Annotated in this window: 12 protein-coding genes; 6 read left to right on the forward strand and 6 right to left on the reverse strand. The window is 73.1% G+C overall.

What is annotated here, in order from left to right:
- Positions 1-22 precede the first annotated feature (22 nt).
- Both fabG and fabI read left to right on the forward strand, forming a co-directional pair.
- Positions 23-727: a beta-ketoacyl-ACP reductase gene (fabG, locus tag HUT10_RS01025; RefSeq protein WP_176169451.1), complete on the forward strand. Its 705-nt coding sequence runs from the start codon at positions 23-25 to the stop codon at positions 725-727.
- 34 nt (positions 728-761) lie between these two features.
- Entirely contained in the window at positions 762-1529 is a 768-nt protein-coding gene (fabI, locus tag HUT10_RS01030; RefSeq protein WP_176169452.1) for an enoyl-ACP reductase FabI, read from the forward strand.
- Between the two features lie 3 nt (positions 1530-1532).
- Here fabI and HUT10_RS01035 read toward each other — a convergent pair whose 3' ends face one another.
- On the reverse strand, positions 1533-2693 hold the full coding sequence (locus tag HUT10_RS01035) for a Cmx/CmrA family chloramphenicol efflux MFS transporter (RefSeq protein ID WP_176169453.1): 1161 nt from the start codon (positions 2691-2693) through the stop codon (positions 1533-1535).
- A 69-nt stretch (positions 2694-2762) separates the two neighbouring features.
- The gene (locus tag HUT10_RS01040; RefSeq protein ID WP_176169454.1) at positions 2763-3344 is read right to left on the reverse strand and encodes a TetR/AcrR family transcriptional regulator; all 582 of its coding nucleotides are present in this window, start codon (positions 3342-3344) and stop codon (positions 2763-2765) included.
- 87 nt (positions 3345-3431) lie between these two features.
- Between HUT10_RS01040 and HUT10_RS01045 the strand changes: the two genes are divergently transcribed.
- On the forward strand, positions 3432-4475 hold the full coding sequence (locus HUT10_RS01045; protein ID WP_176169455.1) for a ferrochelatase: 1044 nt from the start codon (positions 3432-3434) through the stop codon (positions 4473-4475).
- Here HUT10_RS01045 and HUT10_RS01050 read toward each other — a convergent pair.
- Together HUT10_RS01050 and HUT10_RS01055 are read right to left on the reverse strand one after the other, a co-directional pair.
- Positions 4472-5230, reverse strand: coding sequence for a bifunctional 2-polyprenyl-6-hydroxyphenol methylase/3-demethylubiquinol 3-O-methyltransferase UbiG (locus HUT10_RS01050; RefSeq protein WP_176169456.1), 759 nt, complete (start codon positions 5228-5230; stop codon positions 4472-4474). The genes HUT10_RS01045 and HUT10_RS01050 overlap by 4 nt on opposite strands.
- Positions 5231-5234: 4 nt before the next feature.
- Entirely contained in the window at positions 5235-6032 is a 798-nt protein-coding gene (locus HUT10_RS01055; protein WP_176169457.1) for a hypothetical protein, read from the reverse strand.
- 100 nt (positions 6033-6132) lie between these two features.
- On the opposite strand from HUT10_RS01055, the gene HUT10_RS01060 reads away from it, so the two are divergent.
- The 3 genes from HUT10_RS01060 (at position 6133) to mshC (ending at position 10900) form a co-directional block, all read left to right on the forward strand.
- Positions 6133-7530, forward strand: coding sequence for an ATP-binding protein (locus HUT10_RS01060; RefSeq protein ID WP_176169458.1), 1398 nt, complete (start codon positions 6133-6135; stop codon positions 7528-7530).
- Positions 7527-9488 (forward strand): VWA domain-containing protein, encoded by a 1962-nt coding sequence (locus HUT10_RS01065; protein ID WP_176169459.1) that lies wholly within the window; start codon positions 7527-7529, stop codon positions 9486-9488. Before HUT10_RS01060 ends, HUT10_RS01065 begins: the two co-directional genes overlap by 4 nt.
- A gap of 173 nt (positions 9489-9661) precedes the next feature.
- Positions 9662-10900 (forward strand): cysteine--1-D-myo-inosityl 2-amino-2-deoxy-alpha-D-glucopyranoside ligase, encoded by a 1239-nt coding sequence (mshC, locus tag HUT10_RS01070; protein ID WP_176169460.1) that lies wholly within the window; start codon positions 9662-9664, stop codon positions 10898-10900.
- Positions 10901-10952: 52 nt separating this feature from the next.
- Here mshC and HUT10_RS01075 read toward each other — a convergent pair whose 3' ends face one another.
- Together HUT10_RS01075 and HUT10_RS01080 are read right to left on the reverse strand one after the other, a co-directional pair.
- Positions 10953-12584: an ABC-F family ATP-binding cassette domain-containing protein gene (locus HUT10_RS01075; protein WP_176169461.1), complete on the reverse strand. Its 1632-nt coding sequence runs from the start codon at positions 12582-12584 to the stop codon at positions 10953-10955.
- 155 nt (positions 12585-12739) lie between these two features.
- Positions 12740-13216 (reverse strand): MarR family winged helix-turn-helix transcriptional regulator, encoded by a 477-nt coding sequence (locus HUT10_RS01080; RefSeq protein WP_176169462.1) that lies wholly within the window; start codon positions 13214-13216, stop codon positions 12740-12742.
- Positions 13217-13252 lie beyond the last annotated feature (36 nt).

The raw sequence follows: 13252 nt of genomic DNA on the forward strand, positions 1-13252 counted from the left end.
GGCGACGAAGAGGGAGAACACAGTGGGACGGTCGGTTCTGGTCACCGGGGGCAACCGGGGCATCGGTCTGGCGATCGCCCGGGACCTCGCCGAGCAGGGGCACCGGGTCGCCGTCACGCACCGTGGTTCGGGGGCTCCGAAGGGGCTGTTCGGCGTGCAGGCCGACGTCACCGACACCGAGCAGGTCGACGCCGCCTTCAAGCTCGTCGAGGACCACCAGGGGCCGGTCGAGGTGCTCGTCTCCAACGCCGGGCTGACCGATGACACGCTGCTCATGCGGATGAGCGACGAGCAGTTCGAACGCGTCCTGAACGCCAACCTCACCGGGGCCTTCCGCGTCGCCAAGCGGGCCTCGCGCGGCATGCTGCGCGGCAAGTGGGGCCGGTTCGTCTTCATCTCCTCCGTCGTCGGCCTCTCCGGCTCGGCCGGGCAGGCCAACTACGCCGCGTCGAAGGCCGGGCTGGTCGGCTTCGCGCGGTCGCTCGCGCGGGAACTCGGCTCGCGCAACATCACCTCGAACGTCGTCGCGCCCGGGTTCGTGCACACCGACATGACCGACGAGCTGCCCGAGGCGCGCAAGAAGGAGATCCTCGCGCAGGTGCCCTCCGGCCGGTACGCCGAGCCGTCGGAGATCGCCGCCGCCGTCCGCTACCTCGCTTCCGACGAAGCCGGCTACGTCAACGGTGCCGTGCTGCCCGTCGACGGCGGCCTCGGCCTCGGCCACTGACCGACAACAGACCCGAACAAGACTTGGAGGACCCGTGCCCGGACTGCTCGAAGGCAAGCGCCTGCTGATCACCGGCATCATCACCGACGCTTCGCTCGCCTTCCACGCGGCCAAGATCGCGCAGCAGGAAGGCGCCAAGGTCGTGCTCACCGGCTTCGGCCGCATGTCGCTGGTCGAGCGCATCGCGAAGCGGCTGCCCGAAGAGGCGCCGGTGATCGAGCTGGACGTCACCAACCAGGAGCACCTGGACTCCCTCGCGGACAAGGTCCGCGAACACGTCGACGGCCTCGACGGCGTGCTGCACTCGATCGGCTTCGCCCCGCAGACCTGCCTCGGCGCGCCGTTCATGGACGCGCCCGCCGAGGACGTCAAGACCGCGATCGAGATCTCGACGTACTCCTACATGTCGCTGGCGAAGGCGTGCCTGCCGCTGCTCGGCCGGGGTGCGTCCTACGTCGGGATGGACTTCGACGCGCGGGTCGCGTGGCCGGTCTACAACTGGATGGGCGTCGCCAAGGCGGGCCTCGAGTCGGTCAACCGGTACCTGGCCAAGGAGCTGGGGCCGCAGGGCATCCGGGTCAACCTGGTCAGCGCGGGCCCGATGAAGACGATGGCCGCCAAGTCCATCCCCGGCTTCGTCGACCTGGAGGACGGCTGGGGCGAGCGCGCGCCGCTCGGCTGGGACAGCACCGACCCGGACCCGGTGGCCAAGAGCGTCTGCGCGGTCCTTTCGGACTGGCTCCCCGCCACCACCGGTTCGATGATCATGGTCGACGGCGGGGTCCACTTCCTCGGCGTCTGAGCCTTACACGGCCACGAGCTCCCGGTCGTCGCTGCGCTGGACGGCGGCGGCGACCGTGAGCGCGGCCAGCGTGGCCACGCCGAGGGCGATCCCGGTCCACGCCACGCTCGGGAAGCCGAGCCCCGCGTCGATCGCGACGCCGCCCAGCCACGGCCCGGCGGTGTTGCCGACGTTGAACGCCGACGTCGTGCTCGCGCCGACGAGCGTGGGCGCGTCGCCGGCGGCCTGGAAGGCGCGGAGGTTCAGCGCCGGGTTCGCGCCGAACGCGGCCACGCCGAAGACGAGCACGGCCGCCACGGCGACCAGCGCGTCCGTGGTGAGGGCGAGCACGAGCAACGAGGCCAGCGCCAGGGCGAGACAGCCGTAGAGCGTCGCGAACGGCCGCCGGTCGGCCAGCCTGCCGCCCGCGCTGATCCCGATCAGCGCGCCGACGCCGAACAGCGCCAGCACCCCGGGCACCCAGCCCTCGGCGAGCCCGTCGGTTTCGGTCAGCAGCGGTGCCAGGTAGCTGAAGGCGGCGAAGATCATGGCCTGGCACAAGGCGATCACGCCGAGCGCGAGCCAGACCCGGCCCCGGCGGTAGAGCCGCAGTTCACCGCGGAGGCTCAGCGGCCCGCCGGTCGTCTCCGGCACCAGCAGTGCCACGCCCACCACCGCGAGCAGCGTCACCGCCGCCACCGCCCAGAACGCCGTCCGCCAGCCGGCGTGCTGGCCGAGGAACGTGCCGGCGGGCACCCCGGCGATGTTCGCCACGGTCAGGCCGCCGACCAGCACCGCCATCCCGCGCCCGCGCCGTTCGACGGGGACGAGGGCGATCGTCGTCGCCAGCGCGACGGCCCAGAACCCGGCGCAGGCGAGCGCCGCGAGCACGCGGGTCGCGAACAGGAGCGCGTACCCGTCGGCGAGGGAACCGACGACGTGGGTCACCGCGAACACGCCGAGCAGGGTCAGCAGCGTCCGGCGGCGGGGGAGCCGCAGCGTCCCGATCGCCAGCAGCGGCGCGCCGACGACCATGCCGACGGCGAACGCCGAAATCAGCAGCCCGGTGTTGGGGATGCTCACGTGCAGGTCGGCGGCCATGCCGGGGAGCAGGCCGGTGATCATGAACTCGGACGTGCCCAGCGCGAACACGCTGAGGCCGAGGACGAAGACGGCCAGGGGCATGGGTTCTCCTCCTGTTGTGTATCGGTCAGTACAAAATTGGGGCGTGCGCAATCCGAGGCGAGCCGGCGCTCAGCGGGTGAGTGCGGAAAGGGCGATGTCGGCGACCGCGTGCATGCTTTCGCGGCTGGTGCCCCGGCGGGCCATCACCCGCAGGCCCGACGTGGTGCCGAGCAGGAACTCCGCCACCTCGGCGGGCTCCAGGCCGTCCCGGAGGCTGCCGTCGAGCACGCCCTCCCGGGCGCACTCGGCGAACATGGCGAGGTTCCGCTCGGTGTCGGCCCGCAGGGCGGCGCCCACCTCGTCGTCCGGCAGGCCCAGTTCGGCCAGCGTGTTGACGACCAGGCAGCCGCGGCGGCGCTCCTCGAGATCGTCTTCGATGGCGCTGTCGAGGACCGCCGCGATCCGCTCGGCTGCGGTGCCCGGGCCGTCGAGGATCGCCTGGCGCTTGTCCAGCTGTGTGGCCGTGTAGTGCGTCAGCGATCGCCGGAACAGGGCCCGCTTGCTGGTGAAGGTGTTGTAGACGCTGCTGCGGCCGAGTCCGGTGGCCTCGCACAGGTCCTGGGTCGAGGTGGCTTCGTAGCCGCGTTCCCAGAACGCGTGCATCGCCTTCTCGACGGCGGCGGTCTCGTCGAACTCCCGTGGCCTGGCCATGGGAGGACCGTACCACAGTTTTGTACTGACCGATTCATAACTGGGTCCGGCTCAGCGTGCGGGCCGCCACAACGGCAAGATGACGGGGTGGGATACGACGCGTTGCTGTGGCTTTCGTTCGGTGGTCCGGAAGGGCCCGACGACGTCATGCCGTTCCTCGAGAACGTCACCAGGGGCCGGGGGGTGCCGCGCGAGCGGCTCCTGGAGGTCGCCGAGCACTACCAGCACTTCGGCGGGGTTTCGCCGATCAACCGGCTCAACCGCGACGCGATGGCCGCGGTCGAGAAGCAGCTCGCCGCGTCCGGCATGGAGCTGCCGGTGCACTTCGGCAACCGCAACTGGCACCCGATGGTCGAGGAGACCCTGGCGTCGCTGACGGCCGACGGCGCGAAGCGGGTCCTGGTGTTCCCCACGAGCGCGTACGGCGGCTACTCGGCGTGCCGCCAGTACGACGAGGACATCGAGCGCGCCCGCGCGGCGGTCGGCCCCGACGCCCCCGAACTGGTGAAGATCCGGCAGTTCTTCGACCACCCGCTGTTCGTCTCGGCGGTCGCCGACGGCGTGCGCGCGGCCCACGCTTCGCTGGGGAACGAGCCCGGGATCCGCACGGTGTTCACGGCCCACTCGGTGCCGGAGAGCGCGGACAAGGCTTCGGGCCCGCCCGCGGAGGGCGGCCGCCGCTACTCGCGCCAGATCGCCGAGGCGGCCCGCCTGGTGGCGGCCGAGGCCGGCATCGCCGAGTACGACGTCGTGTGGCAGTCGCGGTCCGGGCCGCCGCAGGTGCCGTGGCTGGAGCCGGACATCGTCGACCACCTCGACGCCCTGCACGAGGCGGGCGTCCCGGGCGTGGTCGTGTCGCCGATCGGGTTCGTGTCCGACCACCTCGAGGTGATCTGGGACCTGGACAACGAAGCGGCCGAACGCGCGGCCGAGCACGGGATGAAGTTCGCCCGCGCGGCGACGGCGGGCGCCGACCCGCGGTTCGCGGAGCTGGTGGTGGAGCTGATCCGCGAGCACACGCACGGGGTGCAGCCGCGGAAGCTGTCGTCGTTCCCGGTGGCGGGCTGCACGGTCAACGGCGCGCCCTGCGCGATCGGGTGCTGCGAACCGGCGAAGCGCCCGGCCCGCTAGGTTCGGCGGCCCACGAGGTGGAAGACGCGGCTGAGCCGGCGGTAGGGATCCCGCCGGCCGGCTTCGAACTCGACGGCCGCGATGCGCTCGGCTTCGGCCGGGTCCGGTGCGGCGCCGCTGAGGTCGAGCCAGTCGACGAACAGCCAGACCCCGTACCACGCAAGGGGTTCCACCCCGCGGTTGCGCAGCGATTCGCCCAGTTCCGCCACGGTGTCGGCCAGCGTCGGCAGGCCCAGCACGCCGATCTCGGTGCGGGCGTCGAAGGCGGCCAAGGCGTCCTCCCAGCGCCCTTCCGTCGCCGGGCGGACCGCGGCCGCGTCCGCGTTGCCCGTCATGATCGAGACGAGCCCGCCGGGCGCGGCGCACCGGCACAGCTGGTCGAGCACGGGCTCGGGCCGCTCCAGGTACCCCAGCACACCGTGGCACAGGACGGCGTCGAAGAGACGCCCGCCGACCGCCGCCGCGGCGTCCGCGGCGTCGGCTTCCACGAACGTCACCCCGGCCGGGAGCCGCTGCCGGGCTTTGGCCAGCATCGCCGCCGACGAGTCGAGCAGGGTGACGTCGTAGCCCGCCCGGGCCAGCGGGAGCGACTGGTGACCGGCCCCGCCCCCGACGTCCAGCACAGAGGCCGGCGCGGCGGGCAGGTGCTCCAGCAGCTGCCGGTGCATGACGTAGGTGCGCACGCGCCCCTTGGCCGACGCGTAGGCCCCGTCGGCGAAATCGTCGGCCACCGCGGCCCAGGTGTCGTCCGGCAACCGCTCAGCCTTCGCGGGCCGTCTGCTCCGCGAACACCCGCACCGCTTCGTTGACCGCCGCGCAGCGGGCCGTGCGGACCGCGTCCGACAGCGGGCGCAGGGCCTGGGCCCGCAGGGTCGACGCCGAGGCCGACAGCGCGCCGCCCGGGTCGTCCGAGGAGGCGATCGCCAGGATCGCCGCGATCTCCTCGGCCCGCTGCAGCACGCGCAGCGCGCGGCCCGGCGTCCCGGCCGGCCAGTCGACGTCCGGCCGCGAACGCAGGTGGGCCGACAGCTCCGCGCGCACGCCCGGCCGGTCCGAAGCCACGTCCAGGGTCTGCAACGCCCCGGCGCTGGCGCGGATCGCGTCCGTCAGCCCGTGCTCGGCCTCGCCGAGCGGGACGTACTCCGGGGTCGTCGGCGTCGGGAGCGAATAGACCGTCCAGCGCACCAGGCCTTCGGCGATCGGCTCCGGCACCAGGCCGAACCCGAGGTCCGGCAGCACCAGCGCGTCACCCGCGCGCAACGCCGCCTCGGTGAACGGGCCACCGCCGCCGAGGCCGCGGACGTCGCCCGGGACCGGGAGGACCAGCTGGAGGGATTTCGCTCCTTGCGAACGCAGCGCCATCAGCAGCTGCACCGGCGTGGCCGCCCGGTTGAACGCCAGCGGGAGCGCGAACGCGTCGGCCGCGGCCGCGTCGGCGGCCACGACGTCATGGGCCTCACCCCACGCGAGCAGGGCATCGAGGACATCGTCGGACGCGGCGGCCCCGTTGAGCCACGCGCTCGACCAGACGGCGAAAGTCGCACTGGGACGGCACACGACGCCCTATTTTACCGGGCCGGGACACACCACAGCAGTGCGCCCACGCTGGAGCCGCTCCACGTCGACGCACCGCCGATCCCGCAGTAGCGTCGAACGGGTGAACGCTGTTCCAGACGCTCTTCCCCGCACCGCCGGGGCTCTGCGCGCGGCCGGGTACGAGCCGCGCCCGATCGCGCAAGAGATCCACGACAACCTGCTGACCGCCCTCAAGAACGGCGAAGACGCCTGGCCCGGCATCGTCGGCTTCTCCCGCACCGTGCTGCCGCAGCTGGAGCGCGCGCTGCTGGCCGGACACGACGTCGTCCTGCTCGGTGAACGCGGCCAGGGCAAGACCCGCCTGCTGCGCACCCTGGCCGGCCTGCTCGACGAGTGGACGCCCGTCATCGAAGGCTCCGAGCTGGGCGAACACCCGCTGCAGCCGATCACGCCCGCGTCGATCCGCCGCGCCGCCGAACTCGGCGACGACCTGCCGGTGGCCTGGCGCCACCGCTCCGAGCGCTACACCGAGAAGCTCGCCACGCCGGACACCTCGGTCGGCGACCTGATCGGTGACGTCGACCCGGTGAAGGTCGCCGAAGGCCGCAGCCTCGGCGACCCGGAGACCATCCACTTCGGCCTCGTCCCGCGGGCCCACCGCGGCATCGTGGCCATCAACGAGCTGCCCGACCTCGCCGAGCGCATCCAGGTCGCGCTGCTCAACGTGATGGAGGAGCGCGACATCCAGGTCCGCGGCTACACGCTGCGGCTGCCGCTGGACGTGCTGCTCGTCGCCACCGCGAACCCCGAGGACTACACCAACCGCGGCCGGATCATCACCCCGCTGAAGGACCGCTTCGGCGCCGAGATCCGCACCCACTACCCCCTCGACGTCGAGTCGGAGGTCGCCGTCGTCCGGCAGGAGGCCAACCTCGTCGCCGAAGTCGGCGAGCCGCTCCTCGAAGTCCTCGCCCGGTTCGTCCGGAATCTCCGGGAATCCACGGTGATCGACCAGCGCTCCGGCGTTTCGGCGCGGTTCGCCGTCGCCGCGGCGGAAACCGTGGCGGCCGCCGCTCTGCGGCGCTCGGCGCTGACGGGGGAGGAGCCGGCGGTGGCCCGCCCGGTCGACCTCGACGCCGTCCCGTCGGTGCTGCGCGGCAAGATCGAGTTCGAACCCGGCGAAGAAGGCCGCGAGATCGAGCACCTGGTCCACCTGCTGCGGATGGCGATCGCGGAAACCGCCCGCGACCGGTTCGCCGGCCTGGACCTGCGGCCCCTGGCCGACGCGGTCGGCGAGGGCCACCTGGTGTCCACCGGCGAGCGCGTGCCGGGCAAAGACGTTCTCGAAGCCCTCCCGGAGCTGCCGGTGCTGCACGAGGTCGCCCGGCGGGCCGGGGTCGCCGCCGACGAGCCGGCCGGGCGGATCGCGGCCGCCGTCGAACTCGCCCTCGAAATGCTGTTCCTGTCGCGAAGGCTCGCCAAGGACTCCGACGACTCGACGACCGTCTACGGCCGATGACCGCGGTCCCGCTTCCCGACGGCTACTCCTACGGCCCGTGGCACGATGGGCCGGACCCGCTCGCGCCCCCGGCCGACCTTCGTGACGCGCTCGACGAAATCGGCCAGGACGTCATGGCCGGCGCGTCACCGCGGGCCGCGCTGGAGGAGATGCTGCGGCGCGGCACGAACCGCACCGCGGGCCTCGACGAGCTGACGAGACGGCTCTGGCAGCGCCGCTCGCAGATCCAGCGGCGCAACAACCTCGACGGCACCCTGCAGGAGGTCCAGCGCCTCCTGCAGGAAGCCCTCGACGCCGAACGCCGCGAGCTGTTCCCGGACCCGGACGACGACGCCCGGTTCCGGGAGGCCCAGCTCGACGCGCTGCCGCCGGGCACCGCCGCGGCCGTCAACGAGCTCGCGAACTACGACTGGCGGTCCGAACAGGGCCGCGAGAACTACCGGCAGATCCGGGACCTGCTCGGCCAGGAGCTGATGGAGTCCCGGTTCCAGGGCATGAAGCAGGCGCTGCAGAACGCCGGGCCCGAGGACGTCGAGCGGATCAACGAGATGCTCTCCGACCTCAACGACCTCCTCGAAGCGCACGCCGCCGGAGCCGAGGACATCCAGCAGCGCTTCGAAGACTTCATGGCCGAGCACGGCGAGTTCTTCCCGGAGAACCCGCGGACCGTCGAGGAGCTGATCGACGCGCTGGCCGAGCGGTCGGCGGCCGCCCAGCGGATGCTCAACTCGATGTCGGCCGAGCAGCGCGCGGAACTGGCCGAGCTGACCCAGCAGGCGTTCGGCGACCCGCGGCTGGCGCAGCAGCTGTCACGGTTGGACGGTCAGTTGCGCGCGGCCCGGCCGGGCGAGGACTGGGACGGCTCGGCGCGCTTCCGCGGCAACAACCCGCTGGGCATGGGCGAAGGCGCCCAGGCCATGCAGGACCTCGCCGAGCTGGACGCGCTGGCCGAGCAGCTCGGCCAGTCCTACCCCGGCGCGCGGCTGGAGGACATCGATCTGGAGGCGCTCGAGCGCCAGCTCGGCAAGGACGCGGGCGTCGACGCCCGCCGGCTGGCCGAGCTGGAGCGCGAACTGCGTCGCCAGGGCCTGTTCGAACGCGCCGCCGACGGCTCGCTCCGGCTGTCGCCCAAGGCGCTGCGGCGGCTCGGCGAGACGGTGCTGTCCGACATCGTGAACGCCCTGCGCGGCAAGACCGGCGAGCGTGAAACGGAGTCGGCGGGGGCGGCCGGCGAGCCCACCGGCGCGTCACGGCCGTGGCGGTTCGGGGACATGCAGCCCTGGGACGTGCCGCGGACCATCCGCAACGCCGTGCTCCGGTCGGTGTCGGTCGGGGAGCGGCAGGTCCGGCTCGACGTCGAGGACGTCGAAGTGGTCGAGACCGAACACCGCACCCGCGCGGCGGTGGCGCTGCTGGTCGACACGTCGTGGTCGATGGTGCAGGAAGGCCGCTGGCTGCCGATGAAGCGCACGGCGCTGGCGCTGCACCAGCTGATCAGCACCCGCTTCCGCAACGACGCGCTGCAGCTGATCACCTTCGGCCGCTACGCGCAGTCGATGGAGCTGCCGGAACTGGTCGGGCTGGAGGGCGCGTGGGAGCAGGGCACCAACGCCCACCACGGGCTGCTGCTGGCCGGGCAGCACCTGCGGCGGCACCCGGACGCCCAGCCGGTGGTCCTGATGGTCACCGACGGCGAGCCGACGGCCCACCTGGAGCCCGACGGTGAAGCGGTCTTCGACTACCCGCCCCAGCCGCGGACCCTCCACAAGACACTGTCCGAAGTGGACCGCCTGGCCAAGCTGGGCGCGTCGATCTCGGTGTTCCGACTGGGCGACGACCCGCGGCTGACCTCGTTCGTGGACCTGATCGCCCGCCGCTCGGGCGGCCGCGTGATCGCCCCGGACCTGGACGGCCTCGGCGCGGCGGTGGTCGGCGACTACCTGCGCACGCGACGGTGACGACGGGCGGGCGCGCCCCCGCGCCCGCCCGTCCCCGGTCGTGGGTGACCCGCGCGGCAGGCCGCCGCGAGGAGTCCGGCGACGGCCCGCGCGGGCCGTCGCAGGTTACGCGCGAGTATGGCTCTTCCCACCGCTCGGGAACGCCGGACGGCCCAGCAATTACAGTCGAGGGTATGCAGACTTGGTCATCGGTCGACGTGCCCCGCATCCCCGGCACCCCCCGCCCGCTGCGGCTCCACGACACGGCCACCGGGCAGATCCGCCCGACCGCGCCCGGCGCCACCGCCCGGATGTACGTCTGCGGCATCACGCCCTACGACGCGACGCATCTGGGGCACGCCGCGACGTACCTCGCCTTCGACCTGGTGAACCGCATCTGGCGGGACAACGGGCACGACGTCCACTACGTGCAGAACGTGACGGACATCGACGAGCCGCTGCTGGAGCGCGCGGAGCGGGACTCCGACGACTGGGTCGTGCTGGGCATGCGCGAGACGGCGCTGTTCCGCGAGGACATGACCGCCCTGCGCGTCATCCCGCCGAAGCAGTTCGTCGGCGCCGTGGAGAGCATCCCGGAGATCGTCGAGGTCATCGCGAAGCTGCTGGCCAACGGGGCCGCCTACCGGGCGGACGACCCGGAGTTCCCGGACGTCTACTTCGACCACACGGCGACCGGCAAGTTCGGCTACGAGTCGAACTACGACGAGCCGACCATGCGGAAGTTCTTCGCCGAGCGCGGCGGCGACCCCGACCGCGCCGGCAAGCGCCACCCGCTGGACGCGCTGCTGTGGCGCGTGGCCCGCGAAGGTGAGCCGTCGTGGGAGTCCGAGCTCGGCGCCGGCCGCCCGGGCTGGCACATCGAGTGCAGCGCGATCGCGGTCAACCGGCTGGGCCTGGGCTTCGACCTCCAGGGCGGCGGCTCGGACCTGATCTTCCCGCACCACGAGTACAGCGCGGCGCACGCCGAGGCCGTCGCCAAGGACGGCCCGTTCGCCCGGCACTACGTGCACGCCGGGATGATCGGCCTCGACGGCGAGAAGATGTCGAAGTCGCGCGGGAACCTCGTGTTCGTCTCGCGGCTGCGCGCCGACCAGGTCGACCCGGGCGCGATCCGGCTCGCGCTGTTCGCCGGCCACTACCGTGAAGACCGCCCGTGGACCGCGCAGCTGCTGGCCGACGCCGAAGCCCGCATCGCCCGCTGGCGCGAAGCCGTCTCCCTGTCGACCGGCCCGGTGGCGGAGGACACCGTCACGCGGCTGCGCGACCACCTGTCCGACGACCTCGACACCCCGAAGGCCCTCGCCGCGGTCGACGCGTGGGCGAACGAGGCCCTGCGCCGCGACGGCACCGACCCGACGGCCCCGGGCCTGATCCGCGACGCCGTCGACGCCCTCCTAGGCGTCGAGCTCTGACCACGACGGGAGGGCCCGGCCACCCGCCAGGCCCTCCCGTGCGTATAACGCCCTATACCGCGACCGGCCGGCCGGCGGCCAGCTCCAGGTGGTCGCCGGACCAGTCCCGGCGCAGCCACCGGTCGTGGGAGGCGATGACGACCGCGCCCGGCGCCGTCTCCAGCGCCGCGAACAGCTCCTCCGCCAGGGTCAGCGAAATGTGGTTCGTCGGCTCGTCGAGCAGCAGGACGTCCGGCGGTTCGGCGAGCAGGATCGCCAGCGCCAGCCGCCGCCGCTGGCCGACCGACAGCGCCCCGACCGGCTGCCGGAGGTCCCGCGAGGCCAGCAGGCCGAGCCGGCTCAGCGGGGGAGCGTCCTCGCCGAGCGCGTCCCGGTACACCCGGGCCGCGGTCCGCTCCGGCCCGGCGAACGAGACGTCCTGCTCCAGCAGGCCGACCCGCACGCCGTGTCCGAGGCGGACCGTCCCGGCCGCCGGTGCGAGCCGGCCGGCCAGCACCGACAGCAGGGTCGACTTCCCGGCGCCGTTCCCGCCGGTGACGAGCAACCGCGCCGCCCCGCCGACGTCGAGCCGCGGCAGCGACAGCCGTCCCGGCACCTCCAGCGCGCGCACCGAGATCGCCGGACCCTCGCCGGTCGCGCGGCCGGTGAGGTCCGCCTTGAACCGCAGCGGCGCCGGGGGCTTGCGCACCTGGTCGCGCTCCAGGTGCTCCAGCCGCTGCTCGGCGTCGCGCACCCGCCGCGAGATCGTCTTCTGGACGCGGGCGCCCTTGAAGGCGTGGATGAACTTGTCGTTGTCGCGCGGGCCGCGGCCGTAGGCGACGTTGCGCGCGGTGACCGCGACGGTTTCCCGCAGCTGGTTCAGCTCCTCCTGTTCCTCGGCGTAGCGCTGCTCCCACCGGGCCCGCTCGGCCTTCTTGTGGCCGAGGTAGCCGGTGTAGCTGCCGCCGTAGCGGACCGCGCCGCCGGCCTGGCGGTCGGCGGCGGCCGGGTCCAGGTCGACGATGTCGGTGCAGACGGCGTCGAGGAACACCCGGTCGTGCGAGGACAGCACCACGATCCCGGTCAGCTCGGTGAGGTGGCGTTCCAGGAAGGCCATCGCCGTGTCGTCGAGGTGGTTGGTCGGCTCGTCGAGCAGCAGCGTCTCCGGCTGCCGGACGAGCAGCGCGGCCAGGCCGAGCCGCGAGCGCTGGCCGCCCGAGAGCGTGCCGAGCCGCCGGTCCGGTTCGACGCCGCCGAGGCCGAGCCCGTCGCAGACGAGCTTGGCGCGGCGGTCGGCGTCCCACAGGTCGTGGGCCTGGGCCCACTCCAGCACCCGGCCGTACTCCTCGAGCACGCCCGTGTCGTCGGGCCGGTCGGTCATGGCCGCGGTCAGCTCGTCGAGCCGGGCCGCGGCGGCCCGGATCTCGGAGAGGGCGCTGTCGAGCACGTCGGCGAAGGTCGCGTCCATCGGGAAGGGCAGCTCCTGCAGCAGGAACCCGACGTCCGGGCCGCGCAGCACCTCGCCGGAGCGCGGCTCTTCGAGCCCGGCCAGCAGGCGCAGCAGGGTGGACTTGCCGGTGCCGTTCTCGCCGACCAGGCCGAGCCGCTGCCCGGCCGACGCGGTGAGCGAGACGCCGTCGAGGACGACACGGGTGCCGTAGCCGAAGACGACGTCCTTGGCCTGCAGCGGAAAAACGGGAGACATGTGCGATCACCGAGCCCTGGGGGAGAAAGAGATATCCCGCGCCGGGCGTCGTGGCACGCGGGAGCGTCGGCTCGACCGGGTGCCGCCTCAGGCGGGATGGGCGCGGTTCAGTTCCTCATAGTGCAACCAGGTTAACGCAACAACCGTAGAGTTAGTCAACGGGTTATGGCCTGGGTCACATCCGGCAGCTCGCCGGTCGACCGTTCGGCCGCCGCGGTGCCGTCGGTGAGGAACTCCAGCAGCGCCGTGAGCTGACGGCGGTCGAACCGGGCGAGGCGTTCGCCGACGAACCGGGCCATCGGCGCGTACAGCTCGGCGAGCTCGGCCATCCGGTCGGGCAGCGGCCGGACGACGAGACGGCGGCGGTCCGCCGGGTCGGGGGCGCGCTCGGCGAGCCGGTGCCGTTCCATCCGGTCGAGTAGGCGGGTGAAGGCGCCCGTGCTCATCCCGAGCAGCCGGGCGAGCTCGGACGGGGAGTCGCTGACGCCGCCGTGGAGCAGGTGCAGGCAGTGCAGCTCGGTCGGGGTGACGCCCATCCGCTCGGCGACCGCGGCGTGGAAGAGCGCGGTCGACCCCACGAACCGGGGGAGGGCGAGAGCGGCGGCGGTGGCGAGTTCGCGCTGGTCGGGCACCATTCATCCCTGGTCGGAGTGACGACGCAGTCACTG

This window comes from Amycolatopsis sp. Hca4 (assembly GCF_013364075.1).
In the GTDB taxonomy this organism is placed as follows: domain Bacteria; phylum Actinomycetota; class Actinomycetes; order Mycobacteriales; family Pseudonocardiaceae; genus Amycolatopsis.

Excerpts from the sequence above, each read along its gene's own strand:
- HUT10_RS01035 (WP_176169453.1), bottom strand. The coding sequence starts at position 2,693 with ATGCCCCTGGCCGTCTTCGTCCTCGGCCTCAGCGTGTTCGCGCTGGGC.
- HUT10_RS01040 (WP_176169454.1), bottom strand. The coding sequence starts at position 3,344 with ATGGCCAGGCCACGGGAGTTCGACGAGACCGCCGCCGTCGAGAAGGCG.
- HUT10_RS01065 (WP_176169459.1), top strand. The coding sequence starts at position 7,527 with ATGACCGCGGTCCCGCTTCCCGACGGCTACTCCTACGGCCCGTGGCAC.
- mshC (WP_176169460.1), top strand. The coding sequence starts at position 9,662 with ATGCAGACTTGGTCATCGGTCGACGTGCCCCGCATCCCCGGCACCCCC.
- HUT10_RS01075 (WP_176169461.1), bottom strand. The coding sequence starts at position 12,584 with ATGTCTCCCGTTTTTCCGCTGCAGGCCAAGGACGTCGTCTTCGGCTAC.